22 protein-coding genes and 1 other annotated feature are annotated in these 20,713 nt (G+C 45.5%); of the genes, 1 reads left to right on the plus strand and 21 read right to left on the minus strand.

Features of this window, described 5'->3' with window-relative positions:
* The 20 genes from rpoB to AC0VYE_RS31480 form a co-directional block, all read right to left on the minus strand.
* Window positions 1-3,549, minus strand: coding sequence for a DNA-directed RNA polymerase subunit beta (gene rpoB, locus AC0VYE_RS31385; RefSeq protein ID WP_076271437.1), 3,549 nt, complete (start codon window positions 3,547-3,549; stop codon window positions 1-3).
* Between the two features lie 384 nt (window positions 3,550-3,933).
* Window positions 3,934-4,533, minus strand: a complete 600-nt coding sequence (locus tag AC0VYE_RS31390) for a class I SAM-dependent methyltransferase (RefSeq protein ID WP_179089939.1) — start codon at window positions 4,531-4,533, stop codon at window positions 3,934-3,936.
* Between the two features lie 6 nt (window positions 4,534-4,539).
* Entirely contained in the window at window positions 4,540-4,668 is a 129-nt protein-coding gene (locus AC0VYE_RS31395) for a hypothetical protein (protein WP_256711079.1), read from the minus strand.
* 92 nt (window positions 4,669-4,760) lie between these two features.
* Window positions 4,761-5,120 carry a 50S ribosomal protein L7/L12 gene (gene rplL / locus AC0VYE_RS31400; protein ID WP_076271439.1) on the minus strand — a complete coding sequence of 120 codons (360 nt, stop codon included), beginning with the start codon at window positions 5,118-5,120 and terminating at the stop codon, window positions 4,761-4,763.
* Window positions 5,121-5,211: 91 nt separating this feature from the next.
* Entirely contained in the window at window positions 5,212-5,715 is a 504-nt protein-coding gene (gene rplJ / locus AC0VYE_RS31405; RefSeq protein WP_054025338.1) for a 50S ribosomal protein L10, read from the minus strand.
* 57 nt (window positions 5,716-5,772) lie between these two features.
* Window positions 5,773-5,938, minus strand: a sequence feature (ribosomal protein L10 leader region).
* A gap of 12 nt (window positions 5,939-5,950) precedes the next feature.
* A complete protein-coding gene (rplA, locus tag AC0VYE_RS31410; protein WP_076271440.1) occupies window positions 5,951-6,643 on the minus strand; it encodes a 50S ribosomal protein L1 in 693 nt (230 codons plus the stop codon).
* Between the two features lie 101 nt (window positions 6,644-6,744).
* Window positions 6,745-7,170, minus strand: coding sequence for a 50S ribosomal protein L11 (gene rplK / locus AC0VYE_RS31415; protein ID WP_054025340.1), 426 nt, complete (start codon window positions 7,168-7,170; stop codon window positions 6,745-6,747).
* A 121-nt stretch (window positions 7,171-7,291) separates the two neighbouring features.
* Entirely contained in the window at window positions 7,292-7,825 is a 534-nt protein-coding gene (gene nusG / locus AC0VYE_RS31420; RefSeq protein WP_054025341.1) for a transcription termination/antitermination protein NusG, read from the minus strand.
* Between the two features lie 24 nt (window positions 7,826-7,849).
* Entirely contained in the window at window positions 7,850-8,059 is a 210-nt protein-coding gene (gene secE, locus AC0VYE_RS31425; protein ID WP_053373883.1) for a preprotein translocase subunit SecE, read from the minus strand.
* An 18-nt stretch (window positions 8,060-8,077) separates the two neighbouring features.
* Window positions 8,078-8,227: a 50S ribosomal protein L33 gene (gene rpmG / locus AC0VYE_RS31430; RefSeq protein ID WP_015847242.1), complete on the minus strand. Its 150-nt coding sequence runs from the start codon at window positions 8,225-8,227 to the stop codon at window positions 8,078-8,080.
* A gap of 314 nt (window positions 8,228-8,541) precedes the next feature.
* Window positions 8,542-9,192 carry an RNA polymerase sporulation sigma factor SigH gene (gene sigH, locus AC0VYE_RS31435; protein ID WP_053373882.1) on the minus strand — a complete coding sequence of 217 codons (651 nt, stop codon included), beginning with the start codon at window positions 9,190-9,192 and terminating at the stop codon, window positions 8,542-8,544.
* 298 nt (window positions 9,193-9,490) lie between these two features.
* The gene (locus tag AC0VYE_RS31440) at window positions 9,491-10,015 is read right to left on the minus strand and encodes an NYN domain-containing protein (protein WP_076271441.1); all 525 of its coding nucleotides are present in this window, start codon (window positions 10,013-10,015) and stop codon (window positions 9,491-9,493) included.
* 3 nt (window positions 10,016-10,018) lie between these two features.
* Window positions 10,019-10,780, minus strand: coding sequence for a 23S rRNA (guanosine(2251)-2'-O)-methyltransferase RlmB (gene rlmB, locus AC0VYE_RS31445; protein WP_076271442.1), 762 nt, complete (start codon window positions 10,778-10,780; stop codon window positions 10,019-10,021).
* Between the two features lie 50 nt (window positions 10,781-10,830).
* Window positions 10,831-11,256, minus strand: a complete 426-nt coding sequence (locus AC0VYE_RS31450) for a Mini-ribonuclease 3 (protein ID WP_475444693.1) — start codon at window positions 11,254-11,256, stop codon at window positions 10,831-10,833.
* Window positions 11,253-12,695 carry a cysteine--tRNA ligase gene (cysS, locus tag AC0VYE_RS31455; protein ID WP_441885595.1) on the minus strand — a complete coding sequence of 481 codons (1,443 nt, stop codon included), beginning with the start codon at window positions 12,693-12,695 and terminating at the stop codon, window positions 11,253-11,255. Before cysS ends, AC0VYE_RS31450 begins: the two co-directional genes overlap by 4 nt.
* Window positions 12,692-13,354, minus strand: a complete 663-nt coding sequence (gene cysE / locus AC0VYE_RS31460) for a serine O-acetyltransferase (RefSeq protein ID WP_076271445.1) — start codon at window positions 13,352-13,354, stop codon at window positions 12,692-12,694. Before cysE ends, cysS begins: the two co-directional genes overlap by 4 nt.
* A gap of 507 nt (window positions 13,355-13,861) precedes the next feature.
* Window positions 13,862-15,334 (minus strand): glutamate--tRNA ligase, encoded by a 1,473-nt coding sequence (gene gltX / locus AC0VYE_RS31465; protein ID WP_475444696.1) that lies wholly within the window; start codon window positions 15,332-15,334, stop codon window positions 13,862-13,864.
* 119 nt (window positions 15,335-15,453) lie between these two features.
* Complete coding sequence (ispF, locus tag AC0VYE_RS31470) at window positions 15,454-15,936, minus strand: 2-C-methyl-D-erythritol 2,4-cyclodiphosphate synthase (protein ID WP_441912730.1); 483 nt, start codon at window positions 15,934-15,936, stop codon at window positions 15,454-15,456.
* On the minus strand, window positions 15,933-16,652 hold the full coding sequence (gene ispD, locus AC0VYE_RS31475) for a 2-C-methyl-D-erythritol 4-phosphate cytidylyltransferase (protein ID WP_475444698.1): 720 nt from the start codon (window positions 16,650-16,652) through the stop codon (window positions 15,933-15,935). The genes ispF and ispD overlap by 4 nt, the downstream gene beginning before the upstream one ends.
* Window positions 16,653-16,802: 150 nt before the next feature.
* Window positions 16,803-17,897, minus strand: coding sequence for a PIN/TRAM domain-containing protein (locus AC0VYE_RS31480; protein WP_076271450.1), 1,095 nt, complete (start codon window positions 17,895-17,897; stop codon window positions 16,803-16,805).
* 176 nt (window positions 17,898-18,073) lie between these two features.
* On the opposite strand from AC0VYE_RS31480, the gene AC0VYE_RS31485 reads away from it, so the two are divergent.
* The gene (locus tag AC0VYE_RS31485; protein ID WP_054025352.1) at window positions 18,074-18,469 is read left to right on the plus strand and encodes a nucleoside triphosphate pyrophosphohydrolase family protein; all 396 of its coding nucleotides are present in this window, start codon (window positions 18,074-18,076) and stop codon (window positions 18,467-18,469) included.
* Window positions 18,470-18,584: 115 nt separating this feature from the next.
* Here the strand turns inward: AC0VYE_RS31485 and AC0VYE_RS31490 are convergent, their stop codons facing one another.
* Window positions 18,585-20,672 (minus strand): serine hydrolase, encoded by a 2,088-nt coding sequence (locus AC0VYE_RS31490; RefSeq protein WP_475444700.1) that lies wholly within the window; start codon window positions 20,670-20,672, stop codon window positions 18,585-18,587.
* Window positions 20,673-20,713 lie beyond the last annotated feature (41 nt).

Raw genomic sequence — 20,713 nt, forward strand, 5'->3', positions numbered from 1 at the left:
TTATTCAGCAGCGCCGACTTCGGCACCTTCTATATTGAGGTTAAGCTTATCGCCTGTTGCCTCGTCTTCATCATCCATTTCCTTCATTTCGATCTCTTCTTCATTCTCGGATAGAATTTTAACGTCCATACCCAAACTTTGAAGCTCTTTGATCAAAACTTTGAACGATTCCGGAACACCTGGCTCTGGTACGTTTTCGCCTTTAACGATGGATTCGTACGTTTTAACACGACCAACCACGTCATCGGATTTAACAGTCAATATTTCTTGAAGCGTGTACGCAGCGCCATATGCCTCAAGCGCCCATACCTCCATCTCCCCGAAACGTTGTCCACCGAACTGTGCTTTACCACCGAGCGGCTGTTGTGTAACGAGTGAGTAAGGACCAGTGGAACGGGCATGGATTTTATCATCGACCATGTGCGCCAGTTTGATCATGTACATGACCCCAACTGTAACTTCACGTTCGAAATTCTCGCCTGTCCGTCCGTCATACAATACGGTTTTACCGTTACGCTGCATGCCTGCTTCTTCCATCGTATCGAAAACGTCATTCTCGCGCGCGCCATCAAATACTGGCGTAGCAGCGTGGATGCCGAGATGCTTACAAGCCATACCCAAGTGAACTTCAAGCGCCTGGCCGATGTTCATCCGCGACGGTACGCCGAGCGGGTTAAGAACAACTTCTACAGGTGTGCCATCCGGTAGGAAAGGCATATCTTCTTCAGGCATGATACGAGCGATTACCCCTTTGTTACCATGACGTCCGGCCATTTTGTCGCCTTCGGAAATTTTCCGTTTTTGAGCAATATAAGCACGAACGAGCTGGTTAACGCCTGGTGGCAATTCGTCGCCATTCTCCCGCGTAAATACTTTAACGTCAACAACGATACCGTCTGTACCATGCGGCACACGTAGCGATGTATCACGTACTTCACGAGCCTTCTCACCAAAGATAGCGTGCAGCAATCTTTCTTCCGCAGTTAGCTCTGTTACACCCTTAGGCGTTACTTTACCAACTAGGATATCGCCAGCGCCGATTTCAGCTCCGACACGAATGATTCCGCGCTCATCCAGGTTGCGAAGAGCTTCTTCACCGACATTCGGAATGTCGCGTGTAATTTCTTCAGGTCCAAGCTTCGTATCACGAGCCTCAGACTCGTATTCCTCGATGTGAATGGATGTATAAACATCCTCTTTCACTAGCTTTTCACTTAGCAGGATCGCATCCTCATAGTTGTAGCCTTCCCACGTCATGAATGCAACAACGACGTTGCGTCCAAGAGCCAATTCGCCTTTTTCAGTGGAAGGACCATCCGCAAGGATATCACCTTTTTTAATAACGTCGCCTTTACGTACAAGCGGGCGTTGATTGATGCACGTTCCTTGGTTAGAGCGCATAAACTTGTGTAGTTTATGTTTTACCAAGTCACCGGTAACCGGCTTGCCATCGATTTGCTCGACGCGACGAAGCCAGATTTCATTAGCGGAAGAACGTTCGATTATACCGTCATGCTTCGCTACGATACAAACGCCTGAGTCTTTCGCTGCCTTGTGCTCCATACCTGTACCAACAAGTGGTGATCTAGGGATAAGAAGCGGTACCGCTTGACGTTGCATGTTGGATCCCATGAGGGCACGGTTGGAGTCATCGTTTTCCAAGAAAGGAATTAACGCTGTCGCAACAGATACTACCTGTTTAGGCGATACATCCATGTAATCAACGCGATCACTAGGCATAGTCAAAATGTTGTCGGCTTGTTTATTGTAACGAACGATCGTATTCTCTTCTGCAAACTTGTCGTCTGGAGTCAGCTTCGCATTCGCTTGCGCGATTACGTAGTTATCTTCCTCGTCAGCAGTCAGATATGCGATTTGTTCAGTAACAATTCCAGTCTTCGGATCTACCCAACGATATGGTGCTTCAATGAAGCCATATTCGTTAATACGAGCAAAGGAAGACAAGGAGTTGATCAAACCGATATTCGGTCCCTCTGGCGTCTCGATCGGACACATCCGCCCATAGTGGGAGTGATGGACGTCACGAACTTCAAAGCCCGCGCGTTCCCGAGTCAAACCGCCGGGTCCAAGTGCTGACAGACGACGCTTATGCGTCAATTCAGCAAGCGGATTCGTTTGGTCCATAAACTGGGACAGCTGCGAGGAGCCGAAGAACTCTTTTATAGATGCAATAACCGGACGAATGTTAATTAACGCTTGCGGCGTAATTGCATTCGCGTCTTGAATGGACATTCTCTCACGCACAACGCGCTCCATACGAGACAGACCGATACGGAATTGGTTTTGAAGCAGTTCGCCAACAGAACGCAGACGACGGTTACCCAGATGATCGATATCATCCGTGCTGCCTACGCCATGAAGCAAGTTGATAAAGTAGTTAATGGAAGAAATGATGTCCGCAGGCGTGATATGCTTGACGGATTTATCAATAATGCCATTCGCAATAACTTTAATTACTTTGCTTTCGTCATATGGTGAGAATACGCTGATCGTTTGTAGTGGAATACTATCAGCATCAAGAACGCCATTAGCAACATGATACGTTTTGAAACCAACATCCTTCTCAAGCTTCTCGAGAATTTCATCAAGCAAACGACGGTCAATCATTTGTCCGGACTCAGCAATAATTTCGCCAGTCGCAGGATCAATTAGATTTTCCGCAAGACGTTGATTAAACAAACGGTTCTTGATGTGAAGTTTTTTGTTTATTTTGTAACGGCCTACGTTGGCCAAGTCATAACGTTTTGGATCAAAGAAACGAGCAACTAGCAAGCTCTTCGCATTATCCAAAGTCGGAGGCTCGCCTGGACGAAGACGCTCATAAATTTCAATAAGCGCTTTTTCAGTCGAATCCGTGTTATCTTTGTCTAGCGTGTTGCGAATGTACTCATCATGGCCTAGCAGTTCAAGAATCTCAGCGTCAGTACCGAATCCAAGCGAACGCAAAAGTACCGTTACCGGTATTTTCCGGGTCCGGTCAATACGAACGTAGATGATATCTTTAGCATCCGTTTCAAGCTCTAGCCAAGCGCCACGGTTAGGAATAACAGTAGCTGTGTAGTTTTTCTTCCCGTTCTTATCGACCTTCGTGCTGAAGTACACACTCGGGGATCGAACCAATTGGCTGACTATGACACGCTCGGCTCCGTTAATAATAAACGTGCCCGTCTCTGTCATAAGCGGGAAATCACCCATGAAAACTTCTTGTTCCTTTACTTCGCCAGTTTCCTTATTGAAAAGTCGCACCTTAACGCGTAAAGGAGCTGCATACGTCACATCGCGCTCTTTTGATTCATCGACCGAATATTTCGGTTCGCCCAAGCTATAGTCGATAAACTCAAGCGATAGATTGCCCGTAAAGTCCGAAATCGGAGAAATATCTTGGAACAACTCAATTAGGTCGCTGTCCAAAAACTTCTCATACGATTTTTGTTGGATTTCAATCAGGTTCGGGACTTCCAGCACCTCGTTGATCCTGGCGTAGCTTCTGCGCGCGCGCCGACCATACTGAACAAGTTGTCCTGCCAACTTAACCTCACCCCTCATGTCTGTATCACAGCATCGATAATCACTGCGTCACTATAGACGAACCAGCCGCCTATATAGTCAAATAAAGAAAAGCCCTTATCGAATGGTTCGAAAAAAGAGCATGTTCCGGCAGTTAACTAATCACAGCGCGGCCGTGACAGTCTCATATCAAATAATTTTGCCCAAAACGTAAACATTATACGTCAAATGTGTAAAACTTATGCATTCCGCGCTTTAAATTTACACTTGACATTTTAGTTAACTAAAGAGATCGAGCCCAATTTAATGCTGACATTTTATAATCTTACCATATTGCAAATGTCAAGTCAATAAATATTATTCAGTTTTCAAACATATTTTCAAAACATATTTTTCTCTAATTTTCTAAGCTTTTACAGCTTTGAAAATACGGTAGCCTTTATCCTTCGTTACTTCTTCTACATCTGCAAATAATGACTCTAATTTAGCTTTCGCCGAAGGCGCCCCTTGCTTCTTCTGTATGACAACCCACATGCTGCCGCCTTGTTCGAGCAATTCATAACCCTCTTCAAAAATCCGATGAACGACTGACTTCCCCGCCCTGATCGGCGGATTTGTAACGATGACATCGAACTTCATTTGCTTAACTGCTTCAAATAGATCACTTTGCAAAACGGTAACATTAGATATCTGGTTAAGCTTTGCGTTCTCACGCGAAAGCTCTACCGCTCGTTCATTTATATCAATCATCGTTACTTGCCCATGCTCAGCGAGTTTTGCTGATGTTAATCCAATAGGACCATAACCACAGCCAACATCAAGAATGTTTGCATTTGCATTTAGCTCCAAAGCATCGATCAACACCTGACTCCCGTAATCAACTCCTGATTTCGAGAATACGCCGGCATCCGTCATAAACTTTAAAGAAAAGCCTCGTAGTATTGCTTCATGAACTTGACGATTATGCTTAACATCTGGGCTCTGTGAGTAATAGTGATTCGACATTATTCATCACTCCCCGCTATTCCATATTGCATCGAGTATATTGATATCGCCTTGTTTCAGCGAAAAAATACTCGATTCTCGTTGAAGGATAAGAATGGACAAGCCAAAAACTTGCACATTCTTATCCTTCAACATACAACGAACCCCTTGAAACCTGACGTTTCAAGGGGCTCGCCGGCCGATTCATCATTCAATCGCATGATCAGCTTATTTTATTGAAAGAAATACTACTTAACTTCTACGGAAGCGCCAGCTTCAGTAAGCTTAGCTGCAACAGCTTCTGCTTCTTCTTTAGCAACTTTCTCTTTAACTGCTTTAGGAGCGCTATCAACCAAGTCTTTCGCTTCTTTCAGGCCAAGACCTGTGATTTCGCGAACAACTTTGATTACGTTGATTTTTGAAGCGCCAGCGCCGTTAAGGATAACGTCAAATTCAGTTTGCTCAGCTTCTACAGCTGCGCCAGCACCTGCTGCTGCTACTGGAGCTGCTGCAGTTACGCCGAATTCTTCTTCAATTGCTTTAACAAGATCGTTCAGTTCAAGAACGTTCATAACTTTAATCGCTTCTAAGATTTGTTCTTTAGACATGATTATACCTCCGGGAATATGGTTTATTTTTTTGGTTTATCCTACAGCCGACTTGCGTCGGTTCATTACTATAAGGGACTCTTGAAAAAAATTAAGCTTGTGCTTCTTGTTTCTCGCCGACTGCTTTAACTGCAAGCGCGAAGTTGCGCACTGGAGCTTGCAATACGCTGAGGAGCATAGAGAGCAAACCGTCGCGGGACGGAAGTTCCGCAAGAGCTTTAATTTCTTCTTGAGATACGACTTTACCTTCAACAACGCCGCCTTTAAGTTTCAAAGCATCGTTTTTCTTAGCGAAATCGTTCAAAATTTTAGCTGGAGCAACAGCGTCTTCTTTACCGAATGCAATTGCTGTAGGACCTGTAAGAATGTTGTTCAATTCTACATAATCCGTACCTTCAGTTGCGCGACGAACGAGCGAGTTTTTAAGAACTTGGAATTCAATTCCTGCTTCACGAAGTTGTTTCCGAAGTTCAGTTACTTGAGCAACGTTCAATCCACGATAGTCAGCTACTACTGTGCTAGAGCTATTAGCAATTTTTGCCGCGATTACGGCAACTGCCTCTTGTTTCTCTTGGATGATATTTGCGTTAGCCAAACTGTACACCTCCCGTAATAGTATACATTCCGTTAATTACGACGGGCTTTCCACGCCTCGATGCATGAGAAAGGCCTTCGCAGACACTGCGAAGGCCATGATGTCGTTATCGCGCATCAACCCTAAAGGATCGAATGTTGCTTACAAACGTTTTATCATAACACCTCGGTAGGAAATTAAGCCTTAAGGCACCTACTGTCTACGGTATGCGTATTCGAATTTAGTTCCGTTCTTCTTAGCGGTAAGCCGCTGTAGAAACACGAGCGCCAGGGCCCATTGTTGAAGAAACGGCAATGTTTTTCAGGTAAACACCTTTTGACGCAGCCGGTTTAGCACGATTAAGTGCATCGATCAATGATTTGAGGTTCTCGTTGAGTTTCTCAGCATCGAAAGATACTTTACCGATTGGCGCATGGATTTGACCTGCTTTATCAAGACGGTATTCAATCTTACCGGCTTTGATTTCTTGAACGGCTTTAGCAACGTCAAACGTTACTGTACCAGCTTTAGGGTTCGGCATCAAGCCTTTACCACCAAGGATACGTCCAAGTTTACCAACTTCAGCCATCATGTCCGGCGTTGCTACGCAAACGTCGAATTCGAACCAGCCTTGTTGGATTTTGTTGATCATGTCTGCATCGCCGACAAAATCAGCGCCCGCAGCTTCCGCTTCTTTCACTTTTTCGCCTTTTGCGAAAACGAGAACGCGTTTAGTTTTACCAGTGCCGTGTGGTAGTACAACTACGCCACGAACAGCTTGGTCTTGTTTACGTGGGTCTACACCCAAACGAACTGCTACTTCAACGGACTCGTCGAATTTAGCTGTTGCAGCCTTCTTAACAAGCTCAATCGCTTCTAGAGGCTCGTAAGTTGCTTCGCTATCAAATAGCTTAGCAGCTTCTACATATTTTTTACCTTGTTTAGCCATTGTAATTTCCTCCTCATGTGGTTGTAGCGGAAAATCCTCCTAGGGATGATCCTCCCACTCGCGAAAGCCGAAGCTAACGCAAAGCAAGCTACCTCGCGGTATTAGTCAACAATAGTTACGCCCATGCTGCGAGCAGTACCTTCAACCATACGCATTGCTGATTCTACAGACGCTGCGTTAAGATCCGGCATTTTTTGCTCAGCGATTTCGCGAACTTTGTCACGTTTTACAGTAGCGACCTTTTTCTTGTTCGGTTCGCCTGAACCTTTTTCGATACCAGCTGCGACGCGAAGCAATACTGCTGCCGGCGGCGTTTTTGTTTCGAAAGTGAAAGAACGGTCTTCAAATACTGTAATAACAACCGGAATAATCAAGCCTGCTTGATCTGCGGTACGAGCATTAAACTCTTTACAAAACGCCATGATGTTAACGCCTGCTTGACCAAGTGCTGGACCGATCGGCGGCGCTGGGTTTGCTTTACCTGCAGGAACTTGCAATTTGACCATCTTGATGACCTTTTTTGCCATGCCTGACACACCTCCTAACCCTTTATTCCATGCGTAAATAGCATCCGCCTCCGCAAGGGGGCATTGCTATTTCGCGTCCAAACCTCCACTAGTTTAACCCAGTGGGTTCGGAAACCAGATATTATATCTTTTCCACTTGAGTGTAATCCAGCTCTAGCGGGGTCTCCCTGCCAAACATGTTTACATGAACCTTCAACTTCGCTTTGTCCAGCAAAATTTCTTCTACTGTACCAACAAAATCTGCGAAAGGACCCACTTTGACGCGAACCGTTTCTTTCAAATCGAACTCGATTTTCGGTTTTGGTTCTTCCATGCCCATGTGTTTGAGTATTTGCTCAACCTCATCTGGCAATAGAGGAATCGGTTTTGAACCGGAACCTGTTGATCCTACGAATCCAGTTACACCTGGTGTATTTCGAACAACGTACCATGAATCGTCGGTTTGAACCATTTCCACAAGAACATAGCCGGGGTAGACCTTACGTTGGACAGTCTTCTTCTTACCATCCTTCTCTACCACTTCTTCTTCCATAGGAACAAGCACACGGAAAATCTTATCTTCCATGCCCATTGATTCAACACGGCGTTCCAAATTGGCTTTCACCTTGTTCTCATAACCTGAGTAGGTATGCACGACGTACCATCTTTTTTCCATCACAAATCCACCTTTGGACCCTTCTTAAACAATGAGTTCAACCAGAGACGAGATCCCGATGTCAAGAAGCCAGAAATAAATAGTCACAAGCGTAATCGTGAGCAAAACCACGATCGAATAGCTTGTCAACTCTTTACGGCTTGGCCAGCGAACCTTCTTAAGTTCCGCCCAGCTGTCGGCAAAAAAACTAAACGTTGTACCAAAGCTTTGCTTTAGTTTAGCCAAAAATGCCACGTTCACACCTCCAATTGACTATCTCGTCTCGCGATGAGGAGTCTGCTCGTTACAGAACTTGCAAAACTTCTTCAACTCGATGCGGTCGGGGTGATTGCGTTTGTTCTTGCTGCTCGCATAGTTTCTCTGTTTGCAGTTTGTGCATGCCAACGTGATAATTACCCGCATTGAATTACACCTCCCGAACTGCTACAAAATACGAATCATGAAGCTCTATATGAAAGTTCATTGATTCCAACGCCAAAACGAAATAAAACCTCGATTTTAGGCCTACCTAAACACTTTATCATACAGCAATTTTGATGTCAATGTAAAAGATAAGTGTTAAGCCTGTGAATGATTGGAAACAAAAGCGCCATCGGTCTCGTATCTACCAGTATAGTCTACTTTTGTCCATTTAAAACTAAAAGGACCGTATATTCCACCTAGACACCGCCAGATGGAAGACAGTCCTCGTAAAAATGATTTACGTATAAATGCGGCTAGCCGCTAATGTCTCTGACTTCCAAGTAACGTTCGAGCTTGCGTTTCACCCTTTGAAGAGCGTTGTCGATAGATTTCACATGTCTATCCAAATCAACAGCAATTTCCTGATAGGACCTTCCATCCAAATAAAGCATAAGCACCTTGCGTTCAAGGTCGCTTAATATTTCGGACATCTTATCTTCAAGGCCAATGAATTCTTCTTGATTAATAATTAATTCTTCTGGATCAGATACTCGCGTACCACAAATGACATCCAGCAGTGTGCGATCCGAATCTTCATCATAAATGGGCTTATCTAGCGAAACGTAGGAATTTAGCGGAATGTGTTTCTGACGCGTGGCTGTTTTGATGGCGGTAATAATTTGTCTGGTTATACACAATTCAGCAAAGGCTTTGAAGCTTGCTAGCTTGTCCCCTTTAAAATCTCGAATTGCCTTATAAAGACCAATCATACCCTCCTGCACGATATCTTCACGATCCGCACCTATAAGAAAATACGAGCGCGCTTTGGCTCTCACAAAATTCTTATACTTGTTTATCAAATATTCCAACGCTATGCTATCACCATTGCGGACCGCTTCGACGATATCCTCGTCCGTACTGCTGTCATACTCGAGCGTACTCCATTCTTTGAGGTCGATACTCACGAACTATCCCTCCGGCCTGCAAGGCGTACACCGCTAGATTCTTATTCACGCAAACCTATCTGATTGCACTCAAAGTCTGAGCTCAACAGCGTTTCACGTCGAAAGATAAGAATGTATACTGAACAAAATCAACACGTTCTTATCGCTAATAATAGAGTCAGTATACATTATGTAACCTTACACCGTCAACCAATCTGAGCCCCGACAACCACAGATATACTGGGAATTTTGTAACTTAGTGGAACGATCCGAGTCAATCATTCTATATCTATTTGAAGATTATCGCTTTTCCAATCTTTTATTTCTCTCCGCGCCGAAGTTTCTCCAGCTGGCTTCGAACCTCTAAACTAATTCTGCCGTCTACTGAATTCCGTTTTCCCGGCTGTTCCTCACGGAGTGTCTGCTCGATATTTTTGCGATTCTGGCCTATATCAATAAGCAATTCCCGTGCCGATACACGAAGCGCACCTTTACCGAATGCCACATGCTGCTCGACCAAATCCGAAGTGGCTACATATATATTTCGACGTCTGAGGACCAGCTCCGAGCATAAACGCTCGATGCATTCATCAGCTGTTTCCTTCTCTTTTGTGTAAACGATAGTCAGCCTGTGGTGCCTGTAAGTAGCGCCTAAGCCAGGCACCTGATGCGCATCGAACACAACATACACTTTCATTCCTGTAAAACCTTGATAATCCGCCATTAAATCGAGCAATTTATCCCGCGCTTCTTCCAGATCATGTTCCTTCAGCTTCTCGAGTACCGGCCAAGCGCCAATTATGTTATAACCGTCGACTAATAAAATATCGTCGCGCCGGTTCATAACCTAAATGCTCCGGCGCTGCCGAACGACCTCATACATAAGAACACCAGCTGCAACGGAAGCATTTAGCGAGTTCAACTGACCGAGCATAGGAAGTTTAACGAGAAAATCACATTTCTCCTTAATAAGCCTTCCCATACCTTTACTCTCGTTGCCTATAACGACAACCAGCGGCATGTCGAATTTCATTTTATAAACATCCTGCTTTGCACTTACATCAGTTCCCGCTACCCATACGCCCGCTTCCTTCAGCCTATCGATCGTTTGCGCCAAATTAGTAACGCGTGCAACCGGTACATGCTCAGCAGCACCTGCAGATGTTTTAAGCACCGTAGCCGTCAACCCTGCTGCACGACGTTTTGGAATGATAACACCATGCACGCCCGTGCATTCCGCTGTCCGCAATATTGAGCCCAAATTATGAGGATCTTCGATTTCATCCAGTAGCAAAATAAATGGAACCTCGTCCCGTTGTTTTGCTCGTTCCAGAATGTCCTCAACATCCACATAAGCGAAGGCCGCTGCCTGAGCGACAACTCCCTGATGTGTAACTCCAGGAGCTAAGCTGTCGAGTTTCCGCTTGTCGACAAACTGTACGATGATACCGGATTTCTTGGCTTCCGCTACAATGGGCTGCGTCAACGTTTTTTGAGCACCGTCAGCAATCCATATTTTATTAATTTCTCGTCCGGAACGCAGTGCTTCGAGCACAGGATGTTTACCGGCTATCATTTCATCTTGATCTTGAATCGTTTCTTCTGTCATCGGTAACCCTCCTTTATTTTTTCATTTACAAAATAGCTTCATGAGCCTTGTTAATTCTCATGCTTCTTTATTGCAATGGCAAATAGTTCATGTATTCTTTCGATTCGGCCTTCATAATAAAGAAATCCAATCAAGCTCTCCAACGCTGTTGCTAGACGATAATCAGCTAAATCAGCGTTTTTGGGAGGCGCTCCCGATTTTGAATTGCGGCCTCGGCGGACGATGTCCGCCTCCTCCTCGGTTAAATGCGGCTGCCAGAGATCCAACGTTTTCTTTTGTCCTTTGGCAGAAACAAATTTTGTTGCCTCACGGTGAAGGTGATGCGATTTCTGATTTGGGAGTGAAATAAAATATTGTCTTACAAGAAGCTCAAACACAGCATCGCCCATATAAGCGAGAACGACCGGGTTCATTAGCTGCGGTGATTTGGACGGCGGGTAAAAGAGTAAGCGGTTCGTATCGATATGCTCGCTCATTTACGCCGCCAGCGGATACCTTGCGGTGTATCCTCAAGGACGATGTTTTTCTCTATGAGCAAATCACGAATTTCATCCGCTCTAGCCCAGTTTTTGGACTGGCGAGCTTCGGTCCGCTCCACTATAAGCTGTTCGATATCCGCATCCAGCAGTTCAGCGTCCGCTTGTTGCTGCGGCAGCAAGCCAAGTACAGCATCCATACGCTCAAACAATGTAAGCAATGCATAAATCGCTTCAGCAGATGCGTCTGCACGATTCAAATATTGATTAGCCTCAGCTACCAAATCAAACACCGTTGTAATCGCGTCAGGGGTGTTGAAATCATCGCTCATTTTGGCATGGAATTGTTCATGAATCACTTTTAATCTTGCATCCAGCGCTTCGTCGCCAGAAGGGACAAGTCCGTTGCCACTGCCTGCCGCCTCATTTAGCTTGCCTTCAAACGATGAAAGCCTATGCTTTAGATTCGCTGCACTGTTTGCAATCCGCTCGACGCTGTTCTCAGCTTGCGCAACCGTGTCATCACTGAAGTTGAGTGGACTGCGGTAGTGTGTAGAGAGCATAAAATAACGAATCGCATGAGGTTTAACCCGCTTCACCAGCTCATGCACCGAAATGCCATTGCCAAGCGATTTGGACATTTTCTCATTATTTATATGAATATAGCCGTTATGCATCCAATAGTTCGCCAGCGGTTTGCCTGTCAGCGCCTCAGATTGCGCAACCTCGCATTCATGATGCGGAAACTGCAAATCATGACCGCCGCCATGGATATCAAGAGTATCCCCAAGGTATGCGCGAGCCATAGCCGAGCATTCGATATGCCAGCCTGGGCGTCCGTCGCCGAAAGGACTTTCCCATTTGATTTCGCCCGGCTTAGCGCCTTTCCATAATACAAAATCCTGTTGATTCTCTTTGCGGTCGCCAATTTCTACTCGAATACCGAATTGAAGCTCTTCAATATTCTGATGGGAGAGCTTGCCGTAATCCGCGAATGCAGACGTACGATAATAAACGTCTCCGTCACTCATATAAGCATAGCCTTTATCTATCAAACCTTGAATAAACGCAACGATTTGCGGAATATGCTCCGTAACCCTTGGATTAAGTGTCGCCTTATGGACACCCAGCGATTCGATATCTGCATAAAATGCCGCAATAAACGTCTCCGCTACTTCAGGGACTGTCGTACCAAGCTGTTCTGCTTTACGAATCAGCTTATCATCGACATCTGTAAAGTTAACCACATATTGAACTTCATTACCTACGTCCTCCAAATAACGACGAACAACGTCAAAGAAAATAACCGGACGAGCGTTTCCAATATGAATGTAGTCATAAACGGTGGGTCCGCAAACGTACATTTTCACCTTACCTGGCTCTTGCGATACAAAAGGCTCTTTTAGCCGCGATACTGTATTATAAATGGATACTGTCATTTTCGTATTTCTCCTCCAGCTACAGGATTCCGAAGCTTATCGAGCTCGGATTTTAATTCGTCTATTTCCTTCTGCATCGTACGGAACATTTCGATGACTGGATCGGGCAGCTTCGTATGATCAAGTCGATCGCCTACACGTTCGCCGTTTCTTTTGACCACGCGTCCCGGGTTTCCAACTACCGTACAATTGGCAGGAACCTCTCTGAGTACAACCGCGTTTGATCCTATGTTAGAAAATTCGCCCACTTGAAATGAGCCGAGCACCTTCGCTCCTGAGCCAATAACTACATTATTGCCAATTGTCGGGTGACGCTTCCCTTTTTCTTTACCCGTTCCGCCAAGAGTTACTCCCTGATAAATAACGACATCATCGCCGATCTCACAGGTTTCACCAATGACGACACCCATGCCATGATCGATAAACAATCGCTCGCCGATACGAGCACCTGGATGAATTTCGATGCCGGTCATAAAGCGGCTAACCTGGGAGATCAAGCGCGCTGTAGTATACCAACCTCTACGGTACAAGGGATGGGCAATGCGATGCGCCCAAATTGCGTGCACACCTGAATAGGTGAAAATAACCTCGAAGCGACTGCGAGCAGCCGGATCATTCTCAAAAACAGCTAGTATGTCCGATCGAAAATGACGAAACATAAACAATGCTCCTTTTTCCTACGCTCATAAATTTCTAATAAAAGAAAAGCCTCTGCAGCATAATATGCTGCAGAGGCGTGTGATCTCGCGGTTCCACTCTGCTTGAATAAATCGACAGCTGTCCTCGCTGAAGTTTATTCACCTTAAGGTCTTTAACGCAGACGATACGTTGCTGCCTACCCTGTCCAGACAAATATATGCCAATATTGCCGATTAAGCGTCGCCGCCATCCTCATCATTGCGCATTACCTGCTGACACAGCTCGGAACAAAGCTCCCAGGTGCATATTTCCGTTTGGCGGACCAGACAACTTGCAGCCCCATTACGTTTCCTCATAGTCACATGGTGATGCGACTCCGACTCGAATGACGGTTGTCCTCTCTGCGAATCCACAAGCAAACGTACTTCTCCTGTTCATGGCCGTTTGATTCATTCATTTATTAGTCATAGTATACCGAATACCCAAAAATGTGACAAGGGCATTATGCATACTCATATTTACAAGAATTAAGCTAAAGATCCTGCCAAACGCGCGCGCAGACGATCAGCAACCTTATCTTTGCCTAGCAAAGCTAGCGATTGATTCAAATCAGGACCATGCGTTTGTCCAGTAAGGGCTGCACGAATCGGCATGAACAGCTGCTTGCCTTTAAATCCAGTTTCCTTCTGTACAGCTTTGATCATCTCTTTGATGCCATCCACTTCAAAGGCTGTTTCTCCCGCTTCGATTTTTGATAGGAAGGCCTGCAATACAGTTGGCACTTGCTCTTCGGCAAGAACCTCTACCGCTTCGCTTTCATCCTCTACCGTATCACGGAAAAATAGCTCTGTCATTGGAACGATTTCTGAGGCGGAACGCAGTTTGTCCTGATGAAGCGCTACTAATGCAGTCACCCAGGCTCTGCCTTCTGCATCAAGTTCAGCAGCGACTCGACCCGCATTTTGCAGGTGTGGCAGGCAAAGATCAACAACACGGTTCAAGTCCGCTTTTTTCAAATATTCATTGTTCATCCAGCTAAGCTTCTGCGTATCGAATACGGCAGGGCTTTTGCTTAGACGCTCAGGATTAAACACATTAACCAATTCTTCGCGAGTAAACATTTCCTGCTCACCCTCTGGCGACCATCCAAGCAATGTAATAAAGTTAAACATCGCTTCCGGCAAATAACCGAGATCGTCATACTGCGAAATAAACTGAATGATGGATTCATCTCGTTTACTTAGTTTTTTGCGCTGCTCATTGACGATTAGCGTCATATGGCCGAATTTTGGAGCTTCCCAGCCAAAAGCTTCATAAATCATCAACTGGCGCGGCGTATTCGAGATATGGTCTTCTCCACGCAATACGTGACTGATTTTCATCAAATAATCGTCCAGTACTACAGCGAAGTTATAAGTCGGGATACCGTCCTTCTTCACGATGACGAAATCGCCCATCTCTGTTGTATCAAAGCTGATTGAGCCTTTTACGATATCATCAAAAGCATAGGTCCGATTTTCCGGTACACGGAAACGAATACTCGGAACACGTCCTTCCGCTTCGAAAGCTTGGCGCTGTTCTTCCGTCAGATTGCGATGGCGTCCGGAATAACGAGGCGTTTCGCCGCGCTCCGTTTGATCTTCCCGCTCCTTCTCAAGCTCCTCTTCCGAGCAGTAGCAGCGATAAGCAAGACCACGATCAAGCAATTCCTGCCAGTACTTGTTGTATATATCAAGACGCTCAGTCTGACGGTAAGGTCCGTACCCGCCGCCAATGTCGATACTCTCATCCCAATCCATGCCCAGCCATTTCAAATACTTAAGCTGGCTCTCTTCTCCGCCCTCAACATTGCGCTTTACATCCGTATCTTCTATCCGAATAATAAATTTACCGCCCTGGTTTCTTGCGAACAAATAATTGAATAAGGCCGTTCTTGCATTACCAATATGTAAATGACCCGTTGGGGATGGGGCATAACGTACACGAACTTCTGCAGTCATATAAATAACCTCCTAAAAGTTTTGCGAAGCACAAACTGGCTTCGTAAGCATATACAGGTAAAGTTTTGCGAAGCAAAATCTAGTCTCGCAAGCATATGCTGATTAATGAATACTCCCGATCATAGCACATCCTTGATCAGACAGACAACGGATTGCGCTGCAATTCCTTCACCGCGTCCTGTGAATCCAAGCTGCTCGGTTGTCGTTGCTTTTACATTCACCTGTGTTACATCAGCCTCAAGCGCCTTCGCTATAATTTCAGCCATTTGCGGAATATATGGCAGCATTTTGGGCTTTTGAGCAATAATCGTGGAATCAATGTTGCCAAGCTTATATCCGCGCTCACGCACAAGCTTCCATACTTCCTCCAGCAGCTTTAAGCTGTCGGCATCTTTAAAAGCGGCATCAGTATCCGGAAAATGTTTGCCGATATCGCCAAGTCCAAGCGCGCCCAGTATTGCATCCGTTATTGCATGCAACAGAACATCCGCATCAGAATGACCTAGAAGTCCCTTCTCATATGGAATCGTTACTCCCCCAATAATGCATGGACGGCCTTCTACCAATTGATGCACATCAAATCCATTTCCAACTCGAATCATCCTTGCTCACCATTCCCCTCTGCCCTATTGGCATGACGCTTCGCAAGCAAAAATTCCGCCCACGGCAAATCTTCAGGCGTCGTAATTTTAATATTCGTATATTCGCCTTCTGCAACAGTAACGCTTGCACCCATGCGCTCTACAACCATTGCGTCATCTGTTCCAATGAACTCTTCTGCAAGTGCGCGCTCATGCGCCTCCTGCAGTAGAACACGTCGAAAAGCTTGCGGCGTTTGTATCGCCCACAAGCTTCGGCGGTCCGGAGTAGAAACGATAACTCCCGCTTCATTGACTTGTTTAATCGTATCCTTTACTGGAACAGCCAGCACAGATGCACCGCTCTGCTCAGCCTGCGAACAGCAAGCACGGACGGCATTCGCCGATACCAGCGGACGTACACCGTCATGCACCATCACCCAGTCGCTCTTCAGCTCCTGTAGACCTAAGTATACCGAGTTCTGTCGTTCTTTCCCCCCGGCAACAATAGCGGTTACCTTCGTTATGCCATATAGGGAAGCCCAATTGCGGCAACGCTCCACGTCCTCGCTGCCCACGACCAGAACCACTTCTTTTACCAAATCCATCGATTGAAACAGCTCTAGCGTATGCACAAGAATAGGCTTGTCCGCCAGCTTCAAATACTGCTTGCTTTCTTTCGTTCCCATCCGCGTGCCTCGTCCGGCTGCTACGATGATAACTCCCCAATCTGCTCCCATGCCTCGACCCGCCTCACACTGAGTTAAAACATAAGTATTTATAAACCTAGCTTTTTATAAATAAACTTACGTTTCTCTGCGAAACGAGCTTGTGCCGTCTTTTGTCGACGTTAGCCGTTTGCGCTATAACAATAGTACTATCATACCTTGTTACTGCGCTTTTTCCAACAGCTTCGGCTTTGCAAATATCATTCGGCCCGCAGAGGTTTGAAGCACGCTCGTTACAAGCACTTCCATCGTTGTTCCGATATATTCACGTCCGCCCTCAACGACGATCATCGTGCCATCATCCAAATATGCGACACCTTGTCCATGCTCTTTGCCGTCTTTTATCACTTGTACGATGATTTCTTCTCCAGGTAGAACAACCGGCTTCACAGCATTAGCCAAATCATTAATATTGAGCACCGACACGCCTTGAAGCTCACATACTTTGTTTAAGTTGAAGTCGTTGGTAACAACTTTACCATGAAGCGCCTTAGCCAGCTTGACCAGCTTGCTGTCTACTTCTCCGATTTCTTCAAAATCCCCTTCATAAATAAGGACCTTTACGTCCAGCTCTTTCTGAATCTTGTTCAAAATATCAAGTCCGCGGCGTCCCCTATTGCGCTTCAATAAATCAGATGAATCAGCAATATGCTGCAGCTCCTCAAGCACAAACTCAGGAATGACTAACGTGCCTTCAATAAATCCAGTTTTACAGATGTCTGCAATACGGCCGTCAATAATAACGCTGGTATCGAGTATCTTATGCTCCTCGTAACCACCCGCCTCATCTACAGGCGCGACTCTCCGTTTCTCCAGCAGAGCTGCAAAACCTTCTGCCAGCTCCTCCTGCTTATGCAGACCAATTCGCATGCCCAAATAACCAAAGCATAACATCATAGCAGCAGGAAGGAGACTTCCTATACCATCTAGACCCGATACTGCGGGATAGATCAGAACAGTAAGCAATAAACCTGCTAGAAGACCGCCAGCTCCAGCAATCAGCTGCTGCATAGGAAGCGCTGCGGTTTGCTCCGCCCCCTTCTGCATATAGCGAATGACTTGCCCTGCAACCATCGTTGCTACAACTACACCAAAAACCGCGCCAATTGCTACATTCATGTAATAAGTGCCGGATCGCTGTAGCATTCCGAAGGATGAGCCAGACCATACGGCCGCTCCATTTATCCATCCGTATACTTCACCGCCTGCCATACCACCGAACAACATACCCAATATTTGAATTATTCGTCTAACCATTATGGTTCACCTCCACTATAATTATGTTCCAATAATTGGATCGCTAACCGTGGGGGCACGGATTAATTGAAAACATTTATAATTTTTAATAATTCACATTTTGTAAAAGGGGGATAGGAGGCTTATAATGGATATTAGGAAGAAAACATAAGAGGTTGGTGAAAGAGGTGGAACCGATGAGCGCTCCTACACTGGATCAATTTCAGCAGCAAGTATCCGAATTGTTGCTTCGGCACCGCAGCTTGCTAGATGTTATGTCCAAATTTGGACAGTCAGGCGCTTCGGTAAATCGTGCAGTCACGAAAGCAGTCACAGACTGTGGATGTATTGAACTAAATGCCCGCAAACAACAATACTCGGACGAACTAAATCTTGAAAATGCAAAAACGACGCTGCAAAGTCATCTCACTGGAGCCGTATGCGAGCATTGCCGCGATGCGCTCAAGGCCGATCTTGGCCGCAACTTGTTTTATATGACTGCTTTATGTAATTTGCTGGACATTCAACTGGATGAAGTTATTGCGGATGAATATGACAAATGCTCAACTTTAGGCCTGTTTAACTTAACGTAAATATGCAACATATGAATCGCGCAGGAAAGAGACTATAGCTATCTCTTCCTCCCGAGCAACGAGTAACACAAGAGGCCTCCCATATTGGGAGGCCTCTTTTTTCGCGCTAATAGTGCTACTTCTGTTGCATGAATCCAGAAACAATAACATCTAACGGACGTGTAAGAAGAGAATATAAAATAGCAGCTTCCTCTTGGCGGTTCAGAACTTTTTTAGAAGCGTAATTGAAAACACCTTTCTCTGGCTCTTGAACCTCTGGTCCATAGATGCCGAGCTTAACGATCATCTTTACAGCTGGCAGCGCCCATTTATCAGTCTCACCGGAGAGCTTAACCGACTCAAACAACTCTGCTGGATACTGCTGTGAGAAGACGCGCCACATCATAACAGCCGCTTCTTGGCGAGTAATGTTGCGATCCGGCTCAAACAGATTCGTTGTTGTACCTTTGACCAGGCCCAGCTCATACGCTTGCTGAACAAAAGCAGCGGCTGAATGGCCTTCCAAATCCGTAAATACGAGTTCTTCCGTACTACTTCCTTTTAATCCGCTAATCTCCATAAGATGCTTAACAAATTGTCCCCGAGTGACTGATTGCTCAGCATTAAATTTCTCATCCTCAATATCGGAGTAGTGCCCTAATGTTTTCAGCGTATAAATTGCCTTCTCATAAGGATGGTCTTTCGCAATATCAGCAAATAAGGTTGGCGCTTTATGTTTCATCCCATAGCCGAGCGGATTCAGATACGGCTCCTTAAAGTAAAGCACTTCATCGCCTGATCCTATCGCAAATGCCGTGAATTTACCCGTAAGGCTATCTACAAACAGATTTTTATCTACTTGTTTAAGTACACGCGGTCCAAGGAAAGCATCTGAAATCATCAAGCTGCCTTTGCCGTCTGCTTCTATTGATGTATTTAGTTGTGCAAGACGTAGGTCAGTATAAATGCCCGTGAATTTATTTAATGAATCACTCGTACTCGGCGTGAATGCGTCGAACTTGGCAGGTTCAGCATACGCCGGGAAAAACGAATGAATAAACGCCTGATAGAAGAAATCACGGAGAGGGCCTATTTTGTTGTAAGTAATAAATACTCCCGTCTTTTGTTCCGGAATGAGGAACATAAGCGAGCTTGTACCCACAATATCTCCAAACTTGGCTATCACGGAAGAACTGCTTCCCGCCCCAGGAAGCTGAATCGGTGCCTCAAATCCATACGTAGTGTTCGGCAGCAATGAATGAATCGAAGAGCGATACGTTTCCATCTGATCGACCGTTGCTTGCTTAAGAATGCTGCCGGATTCTGATGAACCCCCATTCAGGAAAGCAATCATAAACTTGCTTATGTCCTCAGCAGTAGAGAACATTCCCCCTTGCGGCATTACAGTAGGAGTAACTGCGTATAATTCATGTTTGCCGTTTGCAGCGTCGTATTCCGAAACTAGATTTTCTTTAAGTTTTTTATCAAGTAAAAAACGGCTTGAATCCATTTTCAGCGGCTTGAATATATTCTGTTCCATGTAATCGTTAAAAGGTAAACCGCTGGCTTTTTGTACGATCAATCCAAGCAGCATCGACGCAAAGTTATCGTACATGTAGGCGCTGCCTGGCTCCCGAACAACAGAAGGCATATGCCCCCGAACATAGTCTTCAATTTCAACTACTTTCTCGAAGTCGCTATGTATATCCTCTGGCTGCGGATCACGTATTTCAAAACCCGTCGTATGCGTAAGTAAATGCTCAATCGTAACCGGCTTGCCGAACGGGTTGTCGAACTTCAAATTCTTCACATACTTGGTGAAATCGTCTTGAAGAGAGATCTTCCCCTGCTCTACAAGCTGCATAACCGCGGCTGCCGTAAAGGTCTTGGACACTGACGCGATGCGAAACACACTCGAAGCAGGGTCAATCGGCTTTTTTGTTTCCAGGTCTGCAAAGCCATATCCTCGCTGCGCTACCGTTTTCCCATCCTTCACAATAACGATAGAAGCTCCTACATATTGCGATTTGATTTGTTCCGTTGCAAAAAAATCGTTTAAAAATGTTGTCGCATTTTCAGCATTTAACGCTTTTGGAGCAGGCGCAGCACTCGGTTCCACGGGAGCCGCATAGACGGCTGGAGCCAGCAGGCTGACTGATAAAGCAGCAGCAACAATCGTTTTGGTCCATAAAGAAGGCTTTCTAATACTAAATAGTCGTTTCAAACCAGCATCTTCTCCATTCGAATTCGTTTTTGACCGCCTAT

This window comes from Pristimantibacillus sp. Z349TD_6, assembly GCF_056173205.1.

Excerpts from the sequence above, each read along its gene's own strand:
- cysE (WP_076271445.1), bottom strand. The coding sequence starts at position 13,354 with ATGTTTCGTCATTTTCGATCGGACATACTAGCTGTTTTTGAGAATGAT.
- rplA (WP_076271440.1), bottom strand. The coding sequence starts at position 6,643 with ATGGCTAAACAAGGTAAAAAATATGTAGAAGCTGCTAAGCTATTTGAT.
- AC0VYE_RS31440 (WP_076271441.1), bottom strand. The coding sequence starts at position 10,015 with ATGAACCGGCGCGACGATATTTTATTAGTCGACGGTTATAACATAATT.
- ispD (WP_475444698.1), bottom strand. The coding sequence starts at position 16,652 with ATGGGAGCAGATTGGGGAGTTATCATCGTAGCAGCCGGACGAGGCACG.
- AC0VYE_RS31485 (WP_054025352.1), top strand. The coding sequence starts at position 18,074 with ATGAGCGCTCCTACACTGGATCAATTTCAGCAGCAAGTATCCGAATTG.
- AC0VYE_RS31395 (WP_256711079.1), bottom strand. The coding sequence starts at position 4,668 with ATGTTGAAGGATAAGAATGTGCAAGTTTTTGGCTTGTCCATTCTTATC.
- rplL (WP_076271439.1), bottom strand. The coding sequence starts at position 5,120 with ATGTCTAAAGAACAAATCTTAGAAGCGATTAAAGTTATGAACGTTCTT.
- cysS (WP_441885595.1), bottom strand. The coding sequence starts at position 12,695 with ATGACAGTATCCATTTATAATACAGTATCGCGGCTAAAAGAGCCTTTT.
- AC0VYE_RS31390 (WP_179089939.1), bottom strand. The coding sequence starts at position 4,533 with ATGTCGAATCACTATTACTCACAGAGCCCAGATGTTAAGCATAATCGT.
- AC0VYE_RS31450 (WP_475444693.1), bottom strand. The coding sequence starts at position 11,256 with ATGAGCGAGCATATCGATACGAACCGCTTACTCTTTTACCCGCCGTCC.
- gltX (WP_475444696.1), bottom strand. The coding sequence starts at position 15,334 with ATGACTGCAGAAGTTCGTGTACGTTATGCCCCATCCCCAACGGGTCAT.
- nusG (WP_054025341.1), bottom strand. The coding sequence starts at position 7,825 with ATGGAAAAAAGATGGTACGTCGTGCATACCTACTCAGGTTATGAGAAC.
- AC0VYE_RS31480 (WP_076271450.1), bottom strand. The coding sequence starts at position 17,897 with ATGGTTAGACGAATAATTCAAATATTGGGTATGTTGTTCGGTGGTATG.
- rlmB (WP_076271442.1), bottom strand. The coding sequence starts at position 10,780 with ATGACAGAAGAAACGATTCAAGATCAAGATGAAATGATAGCCGGTAAA.
- rplK (WP_054025340.1), bottom strand. The coding sequence starts at position 7,170 with ATGGCAAAAAAGGTCATCAAGATGGTCAAATTGCAAGTTCCTGCAGGT.
- rpmG (WP_015847242.1), bottom strand. The coding sequence starts at position 8,227 with ATGCGGGTAATTATCACGTTGGCATGCACAAACTGCAAACAGAGAAAC.
- ispF (WP_441912730.1), bottom strand. The coding sequence starts at position 15,936 with ATGATTCGAGTTGGAAATGGATTTGATGTGCATCAATTGGTAGAAGGC.